Here is a 22,818-nt window from a genome sequence, read left to right as displayed (position 1 = left end):
TAAATCCAATGAGGAGGAAGCATCATGGAAGAAGTACGGATTCAGAAAAATGACCGTGCAGTAAGCTTTAGAGTGATTGAAGATGTCGGGGAATATATCGTATTTGATATGTCATTGACCGGCCCCGCCCGGAACCGGATGAGTTATAGCGGTGGTGTTTTTCAAGAGGCATGGCAGGCAGTTGAAGCTATTTTAGGGGAAATCAGCATTCCTGAGGAACTCCGCAAATACGCGAACAGATTTTAACAAACGGCCCCGCCTTGGGGCCTTTTCTTTTATTGAACATTTAGTATCAGTTGAAGATCTCATAGACACTTAAATAAGGTTCAGAGTGAACATACCGGAATCCGGCCCTTTCAAGTACTAGGCGAGAAGCTGTATTCTCAAACTCCGCTTTCCCTACAATTTTGGGCTCCGTCCCGAGTTTATGCAATTCTGTAAATCCCCATCCGACTGCTGCTATTGCCGCCTCAGTCCCATAACCACAGCCTTGGTAAACTTCCCGGAAATGATAACCGATTTCTATATCCTTCAATTCAATTTCCGGTCCGTGATATTTCGTTAACCCTACAGAACCAATCAAAGCTCCGGTTGATTTCAGAATAATCGCCATGTCATAACCTGCCTTTTCTTCGAGCAGATTCACCTTTTTGGACCAGGCTGCAATATTATTATTAATAATTTTTGCCCAAAATGCCGGCGTCAAGCAATCCGGTTCTTGAAAGTAAAACCACCGCCTGCGGGAGTCCTCATGAGACATCTCAACGAATGTCTGCAGATCTTCCTGTTGATAGGGGCGGTACAGCAGCCGCGTACTCTTAAAACATTCATTTATAGACACTGATAAATCCCCCCATTATTGATTATGCTCTAGCAGCTGCCAAAGCTCCATCTCAGGGTAGACCGGAAACTCCATCCGATCCTCTACATAAACCTCTGCAGCCAACATGCCTCCCAAGCAAAAGCCCGATTCCGGCAGCCAATTGTTATACAAAAAGTCATATGCGCCCGCCAATGCCGAATTGGTAAGCGTTTCTCTGTTACTTGCTCGAAAAGCAACCCTGACGTATAATCCGGCAGGCAGTGTAAAGCTCCGCATCCCTTCAGGGATTTCGTCCAGAGAGGTGACCTGCATACCCATCATGTAAGTTCCCCAGCTCATATCCTGTTCACACTCACAAACAAGCCCAATTCCTGCAGCTTGCATCATACGGTTCGGGATCATCTCCGGTTCGTCATTGCCAAAAAAAGAGCTGATTAATTGGTCGATCAATGCCTGTTTCTCATTGCTGTTGCTATAAGGCACCCGTGCAGCTCTTCCAATAATATGAATGGGCTCTTCTAAATCGAATGTGTCCACTTTGTATTCAGTTGTTATAGTCATAGATGCGTAGACCTCTTTTCCTTCACTGATGCGTTTTTGAAGATCCAGCAGTTCAAACTCGATGGCAATCAGGTTGCACGTCTCTCTTTGGATAGAAGCCAGCTGTGCCTGAATGGGTTCAATCCATAAATCAGATTCGACAAGTAACAGGGCGCGGATTTCCTCAAGGGAGAAACGGAGTCTTCGCAGATATTGGATCCGCTCCAGTCGTTTACTTTGTTCGTCTTCATAGCAGGTATATCCGTTGGCAGGATCAACCCCCGCCGGCTCCAGAAGGCCGATCTCTTTGTAATACCTGAGTTGTTTCTTAGATACCTGATGCAGACCCGCAAACTGTCCTATGGTGTAGCCCATATTTTCACCTCCGAATACATCATAATGTGTTCCCTAGGGGCACAGTCAAGGCTTCTACTCTGAAAAAAACATCCGGCGGGTTCCATTCTAGTAGGGCGGCATATTGCGGCATCCAAAAAAGACCAGCCTAGATTTAGGCTGATCTTTTTTCGCTCACAACGTATCAGGCTGTTCTTTAAATTCAACAGCTGTTGTTCTTGTCCGCTGCATCACCGGATGATTGTCCAGTGCAAGCGGCTCTGCAAAATGCACACCCGCTAAGAGCTGGTCGCTGTGCATTTGCTGCTCTTTTCTAGCTGCTGAAGGTTGCTCTGTTAGCTTCCTGATGATTTCTCCGTGGCCATTCAACAGTTCCATCACAAGCTTCTGCTCTGTACGGATAATCCGCAGCTCCGCCCCCGATTCGGCCTCAAACTCCAGCTTGTCAAACGGCGCTATATCGATCTCTGTCGTAAGCTTGATACCCTTGAAACGGTAGAAATACCGCTGTTCCGCGCTATTCGCTGAATAATCAGCCTCAATCATACCCTCTCCGACTTTTACATGATAATGCAGATCGGTTATCTCCTGCGGGATTCGCGGAGCCAGCAGAACTGTATGATGGATCATATCGGGCCGGATGCCCAGGAAATACTGATACCATACACGCAGCTGCTCTGCATTGGACCAAGCCTGGAGATAAGCTCCGGTCAGTTTGGCCCAATTCTCCCCTTCATGCGGGTATGCATCCAAGTTCTCACTCAGTCCGCCTACGACCCCAAGATGCAGCGCCTGCCAGTTCATATTATGGAATAGCTTATAGGCGGTTTCTTCCTGCCCGGCTTCAATCATGCGCTGCATAGCTATGCCGTTCAGCCACGTCCACACGGTGCCGTTATGGTAAGCTTCATCTTTGTGATACTGCTCTGTCAGATGGAACGGATGGAAGAACGGATGCTGCCGGTCAAGGGAAGCAACACCCCAAGGGTACACCAGCTCCTCCCATGCGGTACGTACCGCAGCATCCGTATAGTCACGATCTTCGAACATATCAAAAGCAAACAGCTGGTTCGGACGCAGAGAGAACTCCGGCTCATCCGCTGCGTTTAAACGGTCCGCCAGATAAGGATGTGCCGAATCGCGGAAATCCCGCTCAAAGTTTCTTTTCAAGCGGTCGGCCAAGCTTCTCCACCGCTCTGCATTTTTCTGATCGCCCATATATTCGGCAAAATACACACCCGCACGCAGCTGGTGATACCACAGTGCCTGTATATCATTCGCGCGCGTTTCACGTGGTGAATAGGAGTTCAGGTCTGCATCCCGCGCATCCATCCAGGTCTCATTGTCATCATGGGTAAGATAGCCTTTGGCATCCACCCAGTGCTTGAGCGAGCCTTCGATACTGCTCAGCACCGCCGGGTACAGCTGTTTAATAATCTCTGTATCTCCGGAATATTTAACATAATCCTGCAGCTGGATAATAAACCTCGGTGTCCCGTCGGTTGTGTGATAGTCAATATTCTCCGGTGCCAGGATATTCGGAACTCTGCCGTAATATTTAGATGTTTCATCTGTATTCTGATATTCGGCAAAAGACAGCAGAATATTCTTTGCCGTTTCGAACTGCCCGCTGACCAGTACTGCACCAGGAAGAGCGATGAACTGATCGCGTCCCCAGTATTCATTGAACCAGGGCAGTCCGGCATAGATCCCCTCGCCCTGTTGTCTGGTTACAAGCTGATCCATAGTTAAGCTGAGCCAGCGGAGTGCGAGCGTCAGCTGTTCGTTACTGCTGGAGATATAAGCATTCTGCTGCAAAAAATCCTCCATTCGCTTCGTGCGCTCAGTTTTCAGCCGGTTTACGTTCGCATCAGTATCCTGAATTAAGGCAGCAGCTTCAGCTTCTGTCCGGGCAGCGGAAATATAGAATCCCCCGGCTTCGGCATCTGTATGGAAGACCTTACTCTGCAGCGATAACGGACGGGCATTACGGGGACGCAGCGCAATGATCCACTCCCCTTCCATTGCCTTGAAATAAGCGGTATTCCCGCTGAGCTTCAAAACCTCCAGCTCTTTCCCTTTTAGGGCAATCCCAATGTCTTTCCCTGCCCCGCTCAGGCTCACTTCAAGCACATTCCGGTAATCAAACAGCCACAGCTCCTCGGTCAGGCTGCCGTGGGTGCGGATCATGGAATAGGGGCTGACCTTAACAGCAGCTTGCTGATTATCCAGCTCCTGATGGTCGGCATATAAGGTGTACCCGCCAAAGAGCCGGTTCTTCGCCACGTTCAATCCCTCAAAATAAGCATGTTCAGGATGATCCGTTACATGGGATTGGGTAAAGTAATAGGCAGCTTCTTTATTGGTAAAAGAGACTGCGCGGTTGTCCTTCCGTTCAACGGTCATCGTCATTTTGTCCAGAATAGACGGTTTGGCACCTGATGTCATGACTGTTCCTCCTGCATAATTTAGTTTACTCCACTGCCAGCAGCCTGAACGAATAAGACTCCATACGGATTTTCGCAGCGGTTTCAACCAGCTGATCATTGTACAAATCTTTCATTTTCCGTCCTTGTAATTCGTTAGGAAGCTCAATATCGGCTGGTTCACTGGAATTATGGATGAGTACAAACAGGGTTCCGCTGCTGCTTTCTTTTTTGTAAATCAAAGTATGGGTTGCCCCCCCTGCAGACAGCCACTCAATATCAATCGCCTTAAACAGCGGATTCTCCTTGCGGAGCCCGATCAGTCTGCGGATCGTTTGATACAGCGCCAGATTCTGCTGCTCCGCCTTCCAAGGCATACACTGCCGGTTATGATGTTCGTCTCCGCCAAGGCCGACCTCACCGCCATAATAGATGCTGGGCGAGCCACCGTAGGTCAGCAGAAAAACATAAGGAAGCTTCACCAGCTCCGGGTCATCTCCGCAAAAGTGCAGAATTCGAGCGGTATCATGGCTGTCGAGCAGATTGAACATATTCCGCGCTACATGCTTAGGATAGCTGACCAGCAGCTGATTAATGGCATACACGAAATCCTCAGCGGTATACCGCTCCTGCTCCGGAAGATTTGTCCCGAAGTACCGGGTAACCGGCGTAGTGAACTCATAATTCATCACTGCATCGAATTGATCACCCTGCAGCCACGGATTGGAATACAGCCAGTTTTCTCCGAGTAAGTAGATGTCTTTGCGGATCGCCTTCATGCGTTTCCGGAATTCCCGCCAAAAGTCATGGGATACTTCGTTAGCCACATCAAGCCGCCAGCCGTCTATATTATAGCGTTCCGTCCAATAAACGGCAGCGCTTATCAGATATTCCCTTGCCGCAGGATTGCCAGTATTCCACTTGGGCATCAGCTCCGTATACGCAAAAGTCCGGTAATTCAAATGCTCTCCGAAATAATAGCCTTCTCTGGCCGCGAGCGCAATGTCAGGGACAACCGGTTTGTCCGCGTCCAGGATATAGAAATAATCATAGTAAGGCGAGCTGCTGCCGTGCTTCAATACATCCTGCCAGAACGGATGCTCATAGCCGCAATGATTGAAAACCGCATCCAGCATCACCCGTATGCCCCGCTTATGGGCCTCTTCCACAAGCGTACCTAATTTCTCGTTGTCACCGAATTGCGGATCAATCTTAAAATAATCCTTAGTATCATATTTGTGTGAGCTTGGCGAATCAAAAATAGGTGTGAAATAAATGCCGTCACAGCCCAGATCACGGATATAATCCAGCTTTTCAATGACCCCTTGCAAATTACCGCCGAATTTCTTGTAAACGCCGTCCAGCTCATCACTGCCCCATTCCAGTATATCATCCGCTGTAACATCGGCTGCCCCCCGGTTGAACCGGTCCGGAAAAATCTGATACCATACCGTATCCTTTACCCACGATGGCGCCTCATACAGATCTTCTTCCAGAATATAAGGATAATGAAAGTAGTTCGTGTGATCCTTAGGCGGTGTCCAGTTTTCCATAAGCGGAGTAAAATGATGGCATCCGGCAAAACAAAACTCATGGCCGTCATTCAGCACGAAAGCGTACTTAATTCTTCTCCAGTTAAAGCCCGGTAGCTCGGCAAACCAGCAATCATGATAACGGGTAACATACTCCTTCTTCATCTCCACATGCTGCATTGTATCTACTGCAAACTCATAGACATACGAATCTTTGGTCACCGGCTTCCAGTTAAACGGATCAATGGCCAGCAGCGTGACCGACTGGATATCATCTTTTTTCGTTTTGATGCGGATATGCAGGGTCTCCGAATCATAGGCGTATGACAATGCCCCTTTAGGTTCATGAATAAAGGCCGCTAAATCCATAGCAGTACACTCCTCACAGCGGGAATTTGAGTTTCACTTATACGTTTAAGTGATCTAAGTATAAAGCCCCTGCAGGCGGTCTGTCAATCCGCGCCCGGCAGGGTTATAGGGATAATCCATTCAACTATGTATGGCTAAGATTGGAGAATTTCATCAATCCGCTCCTTCGCACCTTTCCAGGAGGTCATTAGCGGGAACGCATATTCTTCCCGTGCTCTCAGATTCCAGGGATGCGGGATACACAATACTTTCTTGCCCTCTTGTACAGCAGGGAGAAGATTATGCGGACCATCGTCAATGAGCAGATCGAAGTTGATCAGGTGCTTCCGCTTGCCGGTAAAGAAGTTATCGGCCGGGATAAACGGCATATGCTTTTGCAGCCAGTTCCATTTTTCTACAACCGTTTTCGGTACAGCTGCAGTCACAATAATAACATCATAAGCATTGTGCAGCTTCTCCATCTCTTCAACTACATGCTCATCAAACAGTTCAAGCTCCTCATACAGACCCGGTCTTCCAAAAAAGATGTCCATCGTGCTGTCCGGATGGCGCAGGTGGTCACTGTTCCAGTCGAACATATCCTCATAGCGTAGCGGATGGGTCGGAAATTCATTATTGTTATGATAAATCGCCCGTTTAACGAGGTGGCAGATCGTATCATCCATATCAACTGCGATGATTGGTTTCCTCATAAGTTGTCTCCTATTTGCATTCTATATTGTACTAATGACTCTTTGAATAATCCCCTGCTCCGCATCGACTAGAACATCATCGCCGTTCTCCAGCAGTTCTGTTACGCCAGCCACTTGAACGATTGCCGGAATGCCCATTTCTCTGGCGAAAATCGCTCCATGGGACAGAAATCCCCCAACCTCTGTTACGATAGCAGCACAGGAGATTATAGCATAGGTAAGGTTCGGTGTTAACACAGGTGCAACGATGACCGCGTCTGCGGGAATAAGACTATAACTCTCACGGTCCAGCGGATTCATCAGTTTGTAGACTTTTCCTCGAACGGCTCCACGGGAGACAGCAACGCCCTGCAAGTGGCCTTCTGCAGGAGCTTCCACACTATGCCTGGCAGCCGGCTTTTGCTGGGGATTGACCTGTTGGGCTGCAGCAAAGGCTTCTTTTCGCTGAACAAGTGTATCCTCATTGGGACTTGGCGCGGAACCGGAGATAATACCGGAAATTTCATCGGGATACAGGAAAAATATGCTTGCTGTGTCTTTAATTTCCCCACTGGCAAGCAGCCTCTTCTCTACTTCCAGCAGAACTTTTCTTATAGCAGAAGCGCCTTTTTGCAGCAAATAATCGTCATCCTCTGTCCTGATCAGCATAGCCCGGAATACGTGCAGCAAATCCCGGAACTCCGCTCGATCTTCACAGCTCATCCTTTGTTCTAAGGCTGCAGCTGTTTCTCTCCAGCTCTCTGATATCACAGATGTCTCCCGGTATGTATACTTCCCGAGTTCAGTATGAATTCTCAATAAAATATCCTCAGTACTCTCAGCTAATGTCTTAAGATGCAGGGCCAGCGGATGCGGAAGCTCGTAACCGTACTTATGTATGAAGGCATTGAATTCCTCGGCCCAGGGATGTGAAGTGCCTGCGATGACCGCATCTTTTAGTTCATTGAAGTCAGAATACATACGGGCAGAGCGGATTAGCCGGTTAAGCTCAGAAGTCTTTTGATAAGTCAATGTATTCAGCGCCTCTGTCAACGAAGACAGGATCAAGTGTACATCGGCATGATCTCTGGCAAAGCGGCTGATGATGCCTCTCAATTTCTCTCCTATAACACGGCGTGCTTTGAGCCATCCCCTGTCCAAATATTCTAGTACATAAGCACGGTTTATCTCTACTCTTTCTGCTGTGATTTCCCACAGCTTCAACACTGAATAGTTCGAAATATCTTCGGATAACAGCTTATCAAATTCCGGCTCATATTTACTCTTAAGAATCTGCCATTCTACCGGACTATCCACTTGCTGATTAACTGTGGAATTGTTCTTTATTCTGATATACGGATAATGCTGTACAAACCGGGTATCCCAATAGGGCATTTGAAAAAATCCGCCGGGATCGAGCTTCATAACTAACGGAGCTACCGGCTCTGTACATTGATCGAGCAGGAACCAATCCTCATCAAGCGATTGAACACCTGTCGTTATGGGACGTACCTGAAGCCAATATAGCGTACCGTTTTTTAGACAGAATTCCATATCCACAGGTTGGTTGAACAAAGTTTCAGCTTTAGAAACCCATGGTTGCAGAAGCGGCTGGAGTTGATTAACGAAATCTATTGATTTGTCCCAGATCCCATTACGGTAAGAATATAAAGGGTTCGCATAGCCGCCCACCAACTGCTCTCCTCTGCCCTCCACGATCTCAATGTTCAAATCTGTTTCTCCAGTAACCGGATTACAAGAAAATAAGACCCCTGAATAATCCGGTTCGACAAAGATCTGAATGATCACCGGAATTGAATTTTCGTGGACCAATGTCACTGCAGACGGGAGCACAGACGGGTGGCTAATTACAGTCGACTTGTATTGACCGGCCATAGATTGGCTCGAACTGTCTTCATCAGCCGCAGAAGACCTGACAGCCCAGCCGTCTGCAGAAGGCAGCAATTGCGCCAATTGTTGAGCTATATCAACAAGTCTGCTATTTAATTCAGCCTCTGTACATGCAAAAAAATTCAACGGAAGCACCATTCCGGCGGGAACCCTGAAATCATTGAATATTAACCTGGACAGGTTGAAGGCTTTATTACCGACGTCCGCTGCATCTAAACCGGGAGTGCTTAATAGTAATTCCACAACGTATCTCCTTCACTGAAGCTATGATTTGGAAACTACGAATAGGATACTAATTATTTCCATTATTTACAATGAACTAAATACTAGTCTTTTTAGGAGTTTAGTTGTAAATCCTTAATATACCAGGCATCACAGGCAAAATGCTCAGATCCGGCAAGCGGCTCCGCCAGCAATGAGAAGCCCTGTTTCTGATAAAATCGGTTCGCGGCAGCCATGGTCTGCAGCGTTTCCAGATAACACTGTTTATAGTACAGTTTGGCAAAATCCAGAGCAGTCTGCAGCAGTTTCGAGGCGATCCCGGTTCCTCTGGTAGACGTAGTGAGGTACATTTTCTGCAATTCACACACTTCATCTGATTCATCAAAAGCGGCGATTCCGCAGCCTCCCAGCACTTCCCCGTCCTCTTCCACGATCCAGTAAGCCCGGTTTTCTGCTGCATTATAATAGCTGTAGAGATCATGCATGCTCGCATCAGCCCAAGCCAGGCCGTCACGGTTACCTCCGTATTCAATCAGGCATTCACGGATAATCCGTTCGATTGGGCCATTGTCTGAAATTTGGATCTGTCTTATGTTCATCTGTATTCTGCCCCCAACAATCCTAATCTGTTTTATTTTGCTATTATACAGGATTAAGAAGGCTTGAACTACTGATCCCGGCTCAAACAAATGAAACCAGCCCAGTACGGCGCGAAAAGCTTTTGCCGCGATACTGAGCTGGTTTGAATAATACTTCGATAATGGATTACTGTTCTTTAGTTCTGCCGAGCAGCCCGCTAATCGCCTCGGTCACGTTCATACCGGTAAGTGTCTGGGTCAGTTCAGGAATCTGGGTCATGATTTTGGCGATATCCCCGGTAATTTTGTTCACACCGGATGAAGCTCCATCCTGGGAAATCACTGTAATCTTATCGACCTTAGCCAGCGGGGAAGCGATTTTATCAGCCAGCTCTGGCAGAACCTTTAAGAATTCCACCGTGAGCGCGGCTTGCGTGAACTGTTTATACGCTTCCGCTTTCTTCTCTAGTGCCCCTGCTTCGGCCGCACCGGCCAGTTGAACAATCTCAGCGTTTGCTTTCCCCTTCGCAAGTTCTGCTTCCGCTGTTGCCAGCCCGCGTCTGGTCGTTGTGGCAGCCTCTGCTTCGGCCTCAAGAATTTGCCGCTGCTTGGCCGCTTCCGCTCTCATAATCGTTGCCTGGTTTTCCGCCTGAGCAGGCTTAATCACCGTTGCCTCCAGCTCCTTCTGTCTCAGCTCAACTTCGATTTCCCGGACGGTCCGGTTGGCTTCCGCTTCCATCTGCGTAATTTTGACCTGTTCTGTAACCAGCGACTGCTTGATTTTATTCTGCTGCAATTCATACGCAAGATCCGCCTGCGCCTTCTTCACTTCCGTCTCCAGCTTAAAGTCCGCCTGCTTAATGTTCAGATCCTTCTCAAACAAGGATTCTTTGGCGCGGGCAGCAGTTTCCGCTTCAATGGTCGCCTGATGCGCATTGGCTTTGGCAATGGAAGATTCTTTCTCCGCCTCGGCCTGCTTGATCTGGATGTCACGTTCCGCTTCCGCTTTGGCAATGCTTGCATCACGGCGGATGCGCTCAATTTCCGGAACGCCCATATTGTCGATATACCCTTTGTCGTCGGTAATTTTCTTAATAGTGAAGCTGACCACTTCCAGTCCCATCTTGTCGAGGTCTTCCGAGCAGGTTTCCCGCATCTTACTGTTGATTTCGTCAGGTGTCTTTAGAATCGATTCAACCGTTAATTGTCCGATCAAGCCGCGTAAATGCCCTTCCACCGAATGCAGGATTATCGTCTCGCGGTCTTCTTCCGGCCGGTCGATAAACTGCTCACTGGCCGTCAGAATAGCAGTAGGGTCACTTTTGATCTTAATCTGGGCCACTGCCTCCAAGTTGAGCTTGATGCCTTGCCGGGAGAACATCGCCTGCGCTGGGATGACATCAAAGCTCATCAGCATCATGGAGATAGTCTTGCTGTTCTGGAAGCCGGGGATGACGAATGTCCCTCCGCCCTGCACCACTCTCTTCCCGCCGAGGCCGAACACAATCATTGCCTGATTGGGCGGAACTTTTTTATAAGCGTTCACGATACTAAGTAGAGCCAGCAGGATTACAACAACAATAGCCGCGATTGTATAAAGAATTACCATTAGTTCGACACTCCCTGTTATTTATAATTGTTCAAATTCTCTCTCAAATAGAGTTACTGTTGCCATTCCTTTATCCACCTTCAAAATAATTACTCTGTCGCCTTTTGCAAGCTGCTGGCCGGCTTCTGCTCTCACCCCAAGGGAGCGCATCGTTCCGTGCAGCACATATTTCATTTCCCCAACCGCACCATCCATTGCAGGAATGCTGATGTATCCGAGCTGGCCCGCCTGTTCATAGTCCATTTCATTCATGCTGCTGTCATACCGGGTCATCACCCGGGCCAGCACTACATACATCAGACAGCCTAGCAGCAACGCAACCACGGTGGAGATCAGGACCACTGCAAGCATCGTCATCCCGCTGAACCGGGTAAACACATAACCCGTTCCGCCCCAGACCGTGACAAACACCATCAGCGGAAGTATGGGCACAAAGCCCGGACCTCCGGCATCACCGCCTCCCACATGCATGTGACCTGCCAGGCCATGCCCATGAAATCCGCCGCTGAGGAGGAGCAGTAGTCCTACCCAGAAGCACACGATAAATACAGTAATGATATTAATCCCACCTTTTAGCACTTCATATCGAATAATAGTATTTAATTTTGTTGTTATAAGAATTTTACTTCTCATACAGATCGACAATCCAACCTGTAGGCGCAGCAAAAAGACCACAGAAGCGGCAGGGCTCTCCGTGGTCGGTTAATCGATCATGGCGCTCATCCTCTCTCTTCGAGGCTTACGGGGTTAGCTGACGGATTCGGGCAGCGAGATTGCCCTACCCTGCCGGATATGCTAATCAGCACTCAGCAAGGATTCACCCCGGGGTGAACGGCAGCGGTCTGAGCGAACGCTGTCTTCACCATTGGTTCCCCCGTTCCCATTAACGGAATTCAGCCATTTGAGAACAGTTATAGTATTCGGTTGCTGATTTGAATCTTACGCCTGCGGCCGTTTAATGTAAAACCTTAAGTGTGGAAAAAAAAGACAGAGAATGCCGCCTCTTCACGAATGAAGGCGTATTCTTTAACTTCGCTCTTAAGCGGTCGATGATTTACTCATGATTACGCCGTTTCTCATAAGCTGTCCCGTCGGGCAATACAAGCTCCGCTATCATAAGCCCGATTCCCTCTCCTATTTTGATTACCAGCATACAGGTAAGTCATGTTACGATAGGGGAGCTGATAATCAACCCGACTCGTATAGTAAGGAGCCTACTGCAATGAACAAACTCGTCTTTTTCCTGGGTCCGGCAGGCGCCGGTAAAACCACATTAGCCAAGGCTGTCGCTTCCCGCCGTAAAGCCGCCTTTTTCGACATGGATATTTTATTGAGGCCTGCGGCAGATGCTATTATGACTATGCACGGACTAGATCCCACTGATAGGGACTCGGCAGAATATAAAAGACTGTGCCGCGACCTGGGGTACCGGATCACAATGGATGCCGCACTTGATAATCTTGGCCTGGACAGCGATGTTTTTGTGGTGGGCCCATTTACGAAGGAAGCGGCGAATCCCGGCTGGATTGAAAACGAGCTGAGCCGGATTGGCCTTACACTGCAGGAGGTTGAAGTCAAGGTCGTGCTGGTCACATTAGCTGACGAGGAGCTGTTCCGCGAGCGGATACAAGGCAGGCATTCCCCGCTGGATGACTGGAAGTTCCGGAATTGGGAGGTCTTCCGCTCTTCACTGGGCAGCCGTACGGTTACATGGCCGCTGCCCGAAGCAAACGTGGCGCTAATCGACAATTCGCATCCTGATCTAGCGGTCACTACTGAGCTCGTAGAGCAGTTTATCTATCAAGATGATGATGTATAAATCGAATCAAGAACATTCTACGGTGCAGTTTCAATCTGGGTAGGAGCATTTTTTATTGCCCTGGGTATTTTACAATTTATTTAATCCAAACCGTGCAGCTGCTTGAACTGCTCAGGCTTCATTCCGGTTAACCGTTTGAACACCGCGCAGAAGTAGCTCGCGTTCTCAAAACCTGTCAGCTGTGCGATTTCGTACAGTTTTTTTTCACGTTCCTGATACATCAATTGCTTGCTCCGGTTAATGCGCTGCTTATTGATATAGGTTACCGGCCGGTCATGAACCGTACGCTGAAACAGCCTGCACAAATATTGCGGAGAAACAGAGATTACCTCCGCCAGCTCCTTTAAGGTCAGTGTCCGGTGCAGATGAAGCTCAATATGCTCCAGCACCGGTTTGATCCGCTCAAGCTCATCCTCCTTATTCGGGGCAGGAGGCAGATTTCTTTTCAAATCCAGCAGCAGCGAGTACAGCAGCTTGGAACGTTCCATGTTCACTTCGAGATCGTTGCCACCCGGCAGCAGCAGCATTTCTTTAAGCGGAGCAAGAAGTTCAGCTTCCCTTAATCTCCAGATACCTGACTCGCGGATGCCCGCATACGACAGCATCCCCCCGGCCTCTCTCCCCTGAAACGATATCCAGGCCAGCTCCCACTCCCGGCTAACCGGTGTATAGGAATGCGGAATATCAGGAAAGGTAATGAATACATCTCCCGGGCCGACAATCTGCCGTTTATCTTTTATCGTCAGCTCGCCCTTGCCGTCCAAAATCTGATGCAGCTGATAATCCGGAAACCCTGCCGGACGTTCAGTCTCTTCCTGGTGTTCCCAATATCCGATCGTTGTAGCATACAGCGGCAGCTGAACCGTATCCTCTGTCCCGCAAAAAACCATCATGCTCTCCAAGTCCATTCACCTGTTTCATATATTGTTATTTCACTATAATATCCTTGTATATCTTATAGGCATTTGCCAATTTATAATATGAATATAACAATACAAGGAGATGTTAATGTGCGCAAGAAGCTTAACTACCAACCACCCGCCAACGGCTATCCTGAATGGAATAACAATCCCGAAATTTTTGAATTGAACCGCTTGCCGGCTCATTCGTCCATGATGTCCTACACGACCGCTCAGCAGGCATTGCATGGAGACAAAACAGCATCCCCTAATTATCAAACCCTTAATGGCAGCTGGAAGTTTGCCTTCGCGGAGACCCCTGAGCAGCGCATCAAGGATTTCTATAAATCAGATTACGATACCAGCAGCTGGGCTGAAATCCCTGTGCCCTCCCATTGGCAATTCCAGGGGTATGACTATCCGCAATATACCAATGTGCGTTATCCTTGGGCTGTTTCCGAGCCTGACCTGAAACCGCCGTTTGCTCCAACCGTGTATAATCCTGTAGGTTCGTACACCCGGACGTTTTCTGTGCCTGAAGCCTGGGAAGGCCAGCCTGTGTTCCTTAGCTTCCAGGGGGTCGAATCCGCATTTTATGTATGGGTGAACGGTGAACTTGTGGGGTATGGTGAAGATACTTTTACCCCGTCAGAATATGATATTACTGCTTACCTGCATGAAGGCGAGAATAAGCTTGCGGTTGAAGTCTACCGCTGGTGTGATGCCAGCTGGCTGGAGGATCAGGATTTCTGGCGGCTTAGCGGGATTTTTCGCGAGGTTTATTTATACACGACTCCTCAAGTCCACCTTACGGACTTTTCTGTAGTGACAGAGCTTGATCATGATTATGCAGATGCCGAACTGAAGGTGAAGCTGCAGCTTGAAAATTATTTCAACCATGAGCTTAGTCCTCATTCTGTTCAAGTCCAGCTCTTGGATGACCAAAAACAGCCAGTCTTTGAACAGCCGTTGTCGGCGGATATTACATTTGTTGATGGCGAGGTTCAGCAGCTTAAGCTGGCAGCACACATCGAACGCCCTAAGAAGTGGAGTGCGGAGAAGCCTTATTTATATACCCTGCTCATTACGGTTATGGACGATCAGAATCAACTGCAGGAAGCTGTAAGCTGTAAGGTTGGTTTCCGCACGTTTGAGATCAAAGACGGTCTGATGAAAATCAACGGCAAACGGATTGTGCTGAAAGGCACCAACCGCCATGAATTTTCCTGCGACACTGGCCGCGCCTTGTCCAAAGAAGATATGATCCGCGATATTCAGCTCATGAAATCCCATAATATCAATGCTGTACGGACTTCCCACTACCCTAACCAGTCTGTATGGTATGAGCTGTGCGATGAATACGGCCTCTATGTGATTGATGAGACAAACCTGGAGACACATGGTTCCTGGCGGTATGGCCAGCAGGAGCTTCATGATTACAATATTCCCGCTAGCAGACCGGAATGGCGTGCCAATGTCATCGACCGCTGCAATTCCATGATGCAAAGAGACAAGAATCATCCATCCGTGATCATATGGTCCCTGGGCAACGAATCCTTCGGGGGCGATAACTTCCTTGCCATGCATGATTACCTGAGAGAAGCCGATCCGACCCGGCCTGTTCACTATGAAGGCATTTTCCACTACAGACCATCAGAGGCAGCCAGCGATATCGAATCCACCATGTACATTAAACCGAACGAAGTGGAGCAGTATGCCAAAAACAACCCGCAAAAGCCTTATATTCTGTGCGAATACAGCCATGCGATGGGCAACTCGTGCGGCGGACTCCATCTCTATACAGAGCTGTTTGATAAATATGATATTATTCAGGGCGCTTTTATCTGGGACTGGGTTGATCAGGCGATCCGCACTACCACAGCGGAAGGTATTGAATACTTGGCATACGGCGGAGATTTTGGTGAAACCCCGCATGACGGAAACTTTAGCGGCAACGGCTTATTGTTTGCGGACCGTACAGTAACTCCGAAACTGCTTGAAGTGAAGAAATGCTATCAGAGCATCAAAATCTCGGCCTTGGATTTGCAAAAAGGGCACTTCCAGCTCCGCAATACCTTCTTGTTTACCAATATCGAAGAGTACAGCCTGGAGTGGCGAATCGCCCGGGATGGCGAAACCACCCAAGAAGGCACTATGCGGGTTGGTGCAGCACCTGGCGAAACGGTCGAATTTATCATTCCTTATGAGCTGAATGAATTGGTCAATGGTAAAGAAGCGGTGCTGACTATTTCCTTTACCCAGCCTGAAGAAACCTCATGGTCAGAAGCCAATCATGAGATGGCCTGGGAACAGTTTGTTCTAGTGCCCTGGTTAGCATCCAGCCGTGCGGTATCCACAAGCGGTGCACTTCACATTGCCGAACAAGAAAACGCCGTCACCGTTTCAGGCGATAGCTTCTCTCTAGCCTTCAATACAACGACCGGGGAATTGTACTCCTATCAGACTGCCGGTCAGGAACGTTTACTTCAGCCTGCAAGAGCGAATTTCTGGCGGGCCGTCACGGATAATGACCTCGGTAACGGCCTGGATAAACGCTGCGCCGTCTGGAAAGAAGCCTCCTCCTCCCAGAGCTTGATCGATTTCAACTGTCATACGGAGGGCAGCCGCTGCTTTGTATCCGCTACCTATCTCCTGTTCACGAATCCTGACTCCATTCTGCGGGTGAAATATGAGATCCGGACAGATGGATCAATAGAGATCACGCAGGACTTGAACCCGGGAGGCAGTGATCTGCCGGAAATCCCTGAATTTGGCATGATGTTCGTGCTGGACGGCGGACTCGATACCATCTCCTGGTACGGGCGCGGACCACACGAGAACCATTGGGACAGAAATACCGGCGCTGCAATTGGACGATATAGCGGAAAAGTCATTGAACAATTCACCCCTTATCTCCGTCCTCAGGAATCCGGCAATAAAACAGATGTCAGATATGCTTCTCTTACAGAAGGCGTGAACGGACCCGGCTTCCATATCGAGGGTACGGTTCCGATTGAGGTTAACGCATTACCGTGGACCCCGGACGAACTGGAAGCAAGTGATCATGTGTACAAATTGCCGGCTTCAGACAAAACCGTGCTGCGGGTGAATTACAAGCAAATGGGTGTCGGAGGCGATGACAGCTGGGGTGCCCCGACGCATGCCGAGTTCACTTTGCCTGCCAACCGGCCTTATTCCTTCCGGTTCACCGTTACGCCAAGATAAACGAAGTTCAGCCGGTACAGCAAAGAGGGGAATTCCTTTTACAGGAGTTCCCCTTTTTTAACAGCCTAATAACAGCCTAAGCACATAATTAACTGACTTAGCTGCGCCGGCTTATTAATCCGCTAGTTCTAGGCCAGCTTTTCATCAGTCCCAGGAGGATCATTCCGGTCAGGATACCGGCGGAGTCGATAACCATATCGTACAGCCTTCCGTCGCGTCCAAAATACAGCTGAAATATTTCAGTCGTCACAGCAAATATAATGGACCAAAAAATGCTTTTCCCATAGCTTCTAGTAATACGGTAGAGCAGAATCCCGAATATGCAAAACCCGGAGAAATGCCCGATTTTCCGGATAATATAAGCCTTGGTGTGATAAAGATCCATCACGAGCAAATGATGATAATCCGGTGAGGGTGTCCAGTGGAAATACGGCAGCACACCTGTACTCCAAAAGGTTGAATTGGCGGCACAGGTGAAAATTAACAGCACAATTCCCAAAAGAAACAGCATTACGGCTTTCATAGTGGACCTACTTTCTGATACAAGGGTTGAACAGATATAGTAGCTATTATAGACTTTTGCCATTCAATTAATCAATTCTGCAGCCATCTCTCCTAAACCTGACAGAACGCAGTCAACTTACTCCCTGTATAATTTGTTGTAAGGAGAGGATGCAGATAATGAGTACTTATATCACGCAGGAACAAAAGCTGACGCTTACAGGTGTAACAGTGCGCACTACCAACGCAGATGAAGCAGGAACAGCTGGACGATTGCCAAAGCTATGGGAAACTTACTTTCAGAGCAAGCTCTCAACCTTGACCGGGATTAGAAATCCGCATTATATTTACGCGCTGTATACCGATTATGAAAGTGATGCAACCGGGTCTTATACCACCTTAATTGGACATGAAATTAACGATGAGCGCGCGCGGGACGACAACAATTTTGAGGTTGTGTTTATACCCGAGAGCAAGTACCTTGTATTCAAAACACGAAAAGGCCCGGTGTATGAAGTCGTTGCAGAAGCCTGGCAAGAAATATGGGATTATTTCAAGGAATCAGCGGAGGTCAGAACTTACACGGGAGATTTCGAGCTTTATGACACCAGAAACTACGATCCGGCAAACACAGAAATTGAGATCTACATAGCTATAGAGTAGTCACAAGGACGCCTGCTTGGGCGTCTTTTTGCATAACAGGCTTTCTGTATACCCAGGATACTCCAATTGAGATATAATTAAGCATACTTTTACAATCGTGGTGATAAAGATGAACAGAATTAATAAGGAGTACTCAATCATGACACAGAAATTACCGTTATTCATTATCACAGGTGCCAGTGGTGTAGGAAAAACAACTGTAATGCATGAACTAAGAAGGATACTCCCCGAATTTGTAGTGTTTAGTACGGATCAGGATAATTTCGGTACAACCGCTGACAAGCTGGAATATCAGGACAGGTACAATCTGCTGCTGCATTTTGCCAATGCCGTGGCGAAGTCAGGGAGAGGTACAATTATTTGCGGAACGTTTATGACCTGGGATGCCGAAAAATGTGATACCTACGATAACTTTAGTGAAGTCTGCTTCATTAATCTGCATTGTGATGATGAAACCCGCAGTTCCCGGCTTCGCAGACGTGAGGATAATGCCATGTGGACAGAGGATATGCTGAAGCAGCATGAGCAATTTGCCCAGTGGCTTCTCGACCATGCGGACACTGACTATAATCCGCCGATGCCTATAATTGACACCTCCTCTACCCCACCGGCCCAAGTAGCAGAGCAAATCAAAAGCTATATCCTGCAAAAATGGAATGAGCAGCAGGTGATTACAGAAGTATAACCTGACGGTGCAAGTTGACCGGGTTTCATCCAAAAAAGGTCATCCCCCGAAGGATGGCCTTCCCATTTACTCACTTCACCCAGATATCCTTATAGTTAATTGTTCCTCATCTTGTTCATTAAGCGCAGCAGATAGCATGGATTCCACCATCTGCCTTAAGGAAAGGGCTAGATGGTTCTGAATTATACCCGTTATTTTGGATGAAGAACAATCCATCACGTATCATTTGGACTTTTCCATGCTGAAATAATCTGCTAGCTTTCAGCGCTGCTGCTGGGCCGGATATACGGATACGGATTTAAAATAAAGCCGCCGCTTCTCATCCTCATATTCTAGGGTCTGCTGGCAGCTCCAGGCCGATATATTGACCGGCCTCGGAGAAGCTTTCTACTCCGCCAGCCCCTACGGCAGCATAGAGTGCTGCTCCAACCGCAGCTTCTTCAGGTGAATAACTAAGAGCCAGCGGCAGCTTAAAAGTGGACTGCGCTTTTGCGCATAACACAGCATTGGCACGCAGTGCATTGCCGGACCCTATCATATGCTTATAAGCGCTACCCGTTATACTAGTAAGTGTCGTATAGAATGCGTGCAGCTCATCAATCATTCCCTGCAGGAATCCATGAGCCAGATGGGCTGGAGTGAAATTATCCAGCGAAATCTGCCCGATGCTGCCGCGCACTTCCGGGTTCGTACGTGTGCCGAGAAACTGTGTATTCACTCTCAATTCTTTTCCTGGAGTTTCTCTATCGCTTAGAAGCTGCTCCATGAAGGTGTACAGTTTTCCAGGCGCCTCCCCCGTGTAGGCGGTAATTAGCTCCCGGAAAAAATGTTCCAGCAGGGCATAGGATTTCCCTCCGCTGAGCGCAGCACCGACCGCAAGCCTGCCTCCGCCGGGAAAAGGCCGTATCTCCATCCCCTCTAACGGGTACTCACCATCAGGCAGCAGAACGGAAAGCTGGCTTCCCGTACCAATATTAAGCAATACCGATTCATCAGGAACCGGAACACTGCCGAGAAAGCTGGCCTGATTATCCCCCAGCGAGCAGTACACCGGAATTCCGCTTGTCGTGAAACCAATCACCGTACCGGAAGGTACCACCTGAGGCAACAGCCCCGTATCTATTCCAGCCCGTTTAATCGCTGCATAGTCAAAACCTCTATTATCAAAACTGTAGCACCCGATACCAGCAGCTTGGGTTGGATCGATTAAAGGCGACCGGCTTCCTGTCAGCCGGAGTGCGGCATAGTCAGCAATCGTACAGAAGCTAACCGCTGCAGCCGGAACGAGCCCATTATGGATATTATAGTAGTGAGTAGCAAGCCCGTAACCCGGAGCAACGGTATAGCCTGTAGTCTCACTCAGCTTCTGTGCATAAGAAGAGCCGCCATCAATTGGCAGACCAGCTCTGCCGTCCTGCCATGTGTATAAAGGACTGACATGTTGCCCCCTGCTATCCGTATAGACAATTCCGTGCATCTGTCCGGTTAGGCCAATGCCAATTATTTCCTCCTCCATGAGATAGAGCTGTTCAAGAATCTGACGGGTTCTCTCAATAATAGATTCGGGATCCTGAAGCCGTTCCCACTCTTCTCTGTGCTCCGTTGTGCCGGTGCCGCTGTCGTCGGTGACGGAGCAGACAACAGTCTTCTGCTCCAGGTCATAGATCAATCCGGTGATTGATGTGGTACCAATATCCAGTCCTATAAACTTCATCTGTCTTCCCCTTCTATGTGCACATGGTTTATTACAGGATCAAAACTTAATTTGAGTAATTAATTTAAAATTAATTATAGTATGAATGAATTTTGAAGAAAAACTTCATCAAGGATGCTGGGGGAAATGTACTATAATTGCTCCCAACATTCCTTAATTGCGTTAACAACGATTTGGGGTTCTGAGAACTGTGGAAAATGTCCGCTATTTTTAGCAGGGAAGTGTTTGCTCTTTGCGGATAAAGTGAGTAGCTCCAATTGATGCTCCAGTCGTTTAGTGCGGACGGTCTCCGGCATCATTTTACTATTTTTCTCCCCGCTTATTACACATACCGGTATGTCCGGAAACGCTTTGGAAGTAAGGATTTGTTGTACTGTTTGCTTTACAAAATTGACTTCATTGAATTTCTTAGATGGTGATAAGGAATCGAATACCGACAACATCTTATTGATCCTCTTGATTACCTTTCCTTGGTACGCCTCCAGCTCAATGTCTTTCGGATGACTGGATTCAAGAAATACAACCCCTGCTATTTCATTCGGGTATTGCCGGGCATACAAATTTGCATATAATCCACCCAAGGAATGTCCCACCAATAAATATGGAGGTTCAAGACGAATTAACTTTAATGCTTCGCGCAAGGTTTCAATTATGGTCAGTCCGTCTTGGGGTTCTTGAGGTTTGTCACTTCCTGCAACACCAAAGCGGTTATAGCAAAATACAGATGATAAATTCGCAAGTTGCGGCAGAATCCTCATCCATCCTTCAATAGGTCCCGAGCCGCCATTAATCAATACAATCGCCGGACTTCCGTTACCTCTGATGTTATATTGCAGCCTTCCTTTTGAAGTGATTACAATTTGCCTCTCAATACCCAAGTACAACACCTCGCATGATTAGAATATATCAATCAGTACGACCTCTTTGAGAAGTGGTTTCAAAAGCTCCTGGTTCATTCCTAATGCGCCCCCTGACTATGCAAAAATCCCGTCTGCCCATGATTCCGGCAAACGGGATTTGCTGAGTGATGTTTCACTATTTAATTTACCGTTTGTTGTCGCGTGTCCCTTACCCTGATATTGCTCCCGAACAGCGTGGAATCACTGGTTAGCTTGTAAGAGGGATAATTCTCTTCCGCTTCCAGCCGCATGACCTCATCGAACAAGGATTCCTGCTGACGGTCACAGAGAAACGTAAACGGTTCTTGCTGAAATACGATATCAGTTGCGTTTGGCTCATTAATAATCTGAATCACCAGCACGCCATTACAGCCGCAGTCTTCCGTATCATAGAACAGCTTGAAGGATCCCGGCTGGCCGGCAAGACTCTTATGAAGCCGGTCAGTAGTCAGTGTATCGAGTTGAATGTGCATAGATTGTTACCTCCTTGGAACAGTGCAGTCAGTGAATAGAGTATACCGCAAATATAACCCCGCTGCACCTTACACCCGTGTGACCGCACGCACTATCTTTTTGACATTCCCGGCTCAACCGATCTGTGAACGGGCCGCATGTTCCAAACTTAGCAGCTGCTCTCTTACATTAACTACTTCTCCGACGATAATCATTGCCGGATTATGGATCTTCATCATTGCCGCCAGTTTACCGATATTGGCGAGCGTTCCGGTGACCGTCCGCTCTCCTGAGGTAGTTCCGTTCTCGATTAAGGCAACCGGAGTCTGAGGATCTTTGCCATGCTTCATCAGCTGCCCGCAGATTTCGCTTAACCGGCTGACACCCATATAAATTGCCAAAGTATCCACACTATGGGCCAATGTATCCCAGCGGACAGGAGCAGCCGCATCCTGACAGCGGCTGCCGGTCACGATGGCGAATGAGGCGGCCAGTCCACGGTGGGTCAGCGGAATACCGGCGGAAGCGGCTGAGCCAATGGCCGAAGTAATCCCGGGAATGATCTCGTACGGTATTCCAGCAGCGGCGGCGGCGAGCGCTTCTTCCCCGCCTCTGCCAAAAACGAACGGATCTCCTCCCTTTAAGCGGACCACATGGCTTCCTGCTGCAGCGTGATTAATCATCACCCGCTCGATGGATTCCTGGGACATGGAATGCTGGCCTGGAGCTTTCCCGCAATAGATGCGGATCGAGTCAACTGATGCATAGTCCAGCAATTCTTCGTTCACAAGGCGGTCATACAGAATAACATCTGCCGCCTGAATGCGGCGCATGGCCTTGACTGTGATCAGCTCAGGATCACCCGGGCCTGCACCGACGATAGATATGCTGCCCTGTTTCATAATCTGTCCTCCAGCGAGGCCAG

20 protein-coding genes and 1 riboswitch are annotated in these 22,818 nt (G+C 48.3%); of the genes, 5 read left to right on the top strand and 15 right to left on the bottom strand.

What is annotated here, in order from left to right; translation table 11 throughout:
* The first annotated feature begins 24 nt into the window (after positions 1-24).
* Positions 25-246, top strand: a complete 222-nt coding sequence (locus JRJ22_RS12760) for a hypothetical protein (protein ID WP_206104782.1) — start codon at positions 25-27, stop codon at positions 244-246.
* Positions 247-292: 46 nt separating this feature from the next.
* Here JRJ22_RS12760 and JRJ22_RS12755 read toward each other — a convergent pair whose 3' ends face one another.
* From JRJ22_RS12755 to JRJ22_RS12715, 9 genes are all read right to left on the bottom strand, one after another.
* Positions 293-841 (bottom strand): GNAT family N-acetyltransferase, encoded by a 549-nt coding sequence (locus JRJ22_RS12755; protein WP_206104781.1) that lies wholly within the window; start codon positions 839-841, stop codon positions 293-295.
* A 15-nt stretch (positions 842-856) separates the two neighbouring features.
* Positions 857-1,738, bottom strand: a complete 882-nt coding sequence (locus JRJ22_RS12750; RefSeq protein ID WP_206104780.1) for a MerR family transcriptional regulator — start codon at positions 1,736-1,738, stop codon at positions 857-859.
* Between the two features lie 153 nt (positions 1,739-1,891).
* On the bottom strand, positions 1,892-4,165 hold the full coding sequence (locus JRJ22_RS12745) for an amylo-alpha-1,6-glucosidase (RefSeq protein WP_206104779.1): 2,274 nt from the start codon (positions 4,163-4,165) through the stop codon (positions 1,892-1,894).
* Positions 4,166-4,190: 25 nt separating this feature from the next.
* Positions 4,191-6,044, bottom strand: coding sequence for a glycoside hydrolase family 13 protein (locus JRJ22_RS12740; RefSeq protein WP_206104778.1), 1,854 nt, complete (start codon positions 6,042-6,044; stop codon positions 4,191-4,193).
* Between the two features lie 134 nt (positions 6,045-6,178).
* Positions 6,179-6,736, bottom strand: coding sequence for a 5' nucleotidase, NT5C type (locus JRJ22_RS12735; protein ID WP_206104777.1), 558 nt, complete (start codon positions 6,734-6,736; stop codon positions 6,179-6,181).
* 21 nt (positions 6,737-6,757) lie between these two features.
* Positions 6,758-8,869 (bottom strand): PEP-utilizing enzyme, encoded by a 2,112-nt coding sequence (locus JRJ22_RS12730; RefSeq protein WP_206104776.1) that lies wholly within the window; start codon positions 8,867-8,869, stop codon positions 6,758-6,760.
* Positions 8,870-8,961: 92 nt separating this feature from the next.
* The gene (locus JRJ22_RS12725; protein ID WP_206104775.1) at positions 8,962-9,447 is read right to left on the bottom strand and encodes a GNAT family N-acetyltransferase; all 486 of its coding nucleotides are present in this window, start codon (positions 9,445-9,447) and stop codon (positions 8,962-8,964) included.
* A gap of 166 nt (positions 9,448-9,613) precedes the next feature.
* Positions 9,614-11,035 carry a flotillin family protein gene (locus JRJ22_RS12720; RefSeq protein WP_206104774.1) on the bottom strand — a complete coding sequence of 474 codons (1,422 nt, stop codon included), beginning with the start codon at positions 11,033-11,035 and terminating at the stop codon, positions 9,614-9,616.
* Positions 11,036-11,056: 21 nt separating this feature from the next.
* Positions 11,057-11,575 (bottom strand): NfeD family membrane protein, encoded by a 519-nt coding sequence (locus tag JRJ22_RS12715; RefSeq protein WP_206104773.1) that lies wholly within the window; start codon positions 11,573-11,575, stop codon positions 11,057-11,059.
* Between the two features lie 181 nt (positions 11,576-11,756).
* Positions 11,757-11,944, bottom strand: a riboswitch (cyclic di-AMP (ydaO/yuaA leader).
* Positions 11,945-12,257: 313 nt separating this feature from the next.
* Between JRJ22_RS12715 and JRJ22_RS12710 the strand changes: the two genes are divergently transcribed.
* Positions 12,258-12,854 carry a P-loop nucleotide/nucleoside kinase family protein gene (locus JRJ22_RS12710; protein WP_206104772.1) on the top strand — a complete coding sequence of 199 codons (597 nt, stop codon included), beginning with the start codon at positions 12,258-12,260 and terminating at the stop codon, positions 12,852-12,854.
* A gap of 80 nt (positions 12,855-12,934) precedes the next feature.
* Here the strand turns inward: JRJ22_RS12710 and JRJ22_RS12705 are convergent, their stop codons facing one another.
* On the bottom strand, positions 12,935-13,762 hold the full coding sequence (locus JRJ22_RS12705) for an AraC family transcriptional regulator (RefSeq protein ID WP_232381126.1): 828 nt from the start codon (positions 13,760-13,762) through the stop codon (positions 12,935-12,937).
* A gap of 102 nt (positions 13,763-13,864) precedes the next feature.
* On the opposite strand from JRJ22_RS12705, the gene JRJ22_RS12700 reads away from it, so the two are divergent.
* Positions 13,865-16,978 carry a beta-galactosidase, LacZ type gene (locus JRJ22_RS12700; RefSeq protein WP_206104770.1) on the top strand — a complete coding sequence of 1,038 codons (3,114 nt, stop codon included), beginning with the start codon at positions 13,865-13,867 and terminating at the stop codon, positions 16,976-16,978.
* Positions 16,979-17,075: 97 nt separating this feature from the next.
* Here the strand turns inward: JRJ22_RS12700 and JRJ22_RS12695 are convergent, their stop codons facing one another.
* Positions 17,076-17,501, bottom strand: a complete 426-nt coding sequence (locus JRJ22_RS12695; RefSeq protein WP_206104769.1) for a VanZ family protein — start codon at positions 17,499-17,501, stop codon at positions 17,076-17,078.
* 158 nt (positions 17,502-17,659) lie between these two features.
* Here JRJ22_RS12695 and JRJ22_RS12690 point away from each other — a divergent pair, with 158 nt between their 5' ends.
* Both JRJ22_RS12690 and JRJ22_RS12685 read left to right on the top strand, forming a co-directional pair.
* Complete coding sequence (locus JRJ22_RS12690) at positions 17,660-18,142, top strand: GyrI-like domain-containing protein (protein ID WP_206104768.1); 483 nt, start codon at positions 17,660-17,662, stop codon at positions 18,140-18,142.
* Between the two features lie 139 nt (positions 18,143-18,281).
* Positions 18,282-18,827: a P-loop nucleotide/nucleoside kinase family protein gene (locus tag JRJ22_RS12685; RefSeq protein ID WP_206104767.1), complete on the top strand. Its 546-nt coding sequence runs from the start codon at positions 18,282-18,284 to the stop codon at positions 18,825-18,827.
* Between the two features lie 325 nt (positions 18,828-19,152).
* On the opposite strand, the gene JRJ22_RS12680 is transcribed toward JRJ22_RS12685, so the two are convergent.
* The 4 genes from JRJ22_RS12680 to cobA form a co-directional block, all read right to left on the bottom strand.
* On the bottom strand, positions 19,153-20,541 hold the full coding sequence (locus JRJ22_RS12680; protein ID WP_206104766.1) for a sedoheptulokinase: 1,389 nt from the start codon (positions 20,539-20,541) through the stop codon (positions 19,153-19,155).
* A gap of 131 nt (positions 20,542-20,672) precedes the next feature.
* The gene (locus tag JRJ22_RS12675; RefSeq protein ID WP_206104765.1) at positions 20,673-21,419 is read right to left on the bottom strand and encodes an alpha/beta fold hydrolase; all 747 of its coding nucleotides are present in this window, start codon (positions 21,417-21,419) and stop codon (positions 20,673-20,675) included.
* A 161-nt stretch (positions 21,420-21,580) separates the two neighbouring features.
* Positions 21,581-21,913 (bottom strand): iron-sulfur cluster biosynthesis family protein, encoded by a 333-nt coding sequence (locus JRJ22_RS12670; protein WP_206104764.1) that lies wholly within the window; start codon positions 21,911-21,913, stop codon positions 21,581-21,583.
* Between the two features lie 114 nt (positions 21,914-22,027).
* On the bottom strand, positions 22,028-22,795 hold the full coding sequence (gene cobA, locus JRJ22_RS12665; protein WP_206104763.1) for a uroporphyrinogen-III C-methyltransferase: 768 nt from the start codon (positions 22,793-22,795) through the stop codon (positions 22,028-22,030).
* Positions 22,796-22,818: the final 23 nt, after the last annotated feature.

It is taken from the genome of Paenibacillus tianjinensis, assembly GCF_017086365.1.
Classification (GTDB): Bacteria; Bacillota; Bacilli; order Paenibacillales; family Paenibacillaceae; genus Paenibacillus_AQ; species Paenibacillus_AQ tianjinensis.
This window is presented reverse-complemented; position numbering and strand designations above follow the sequence as displayed.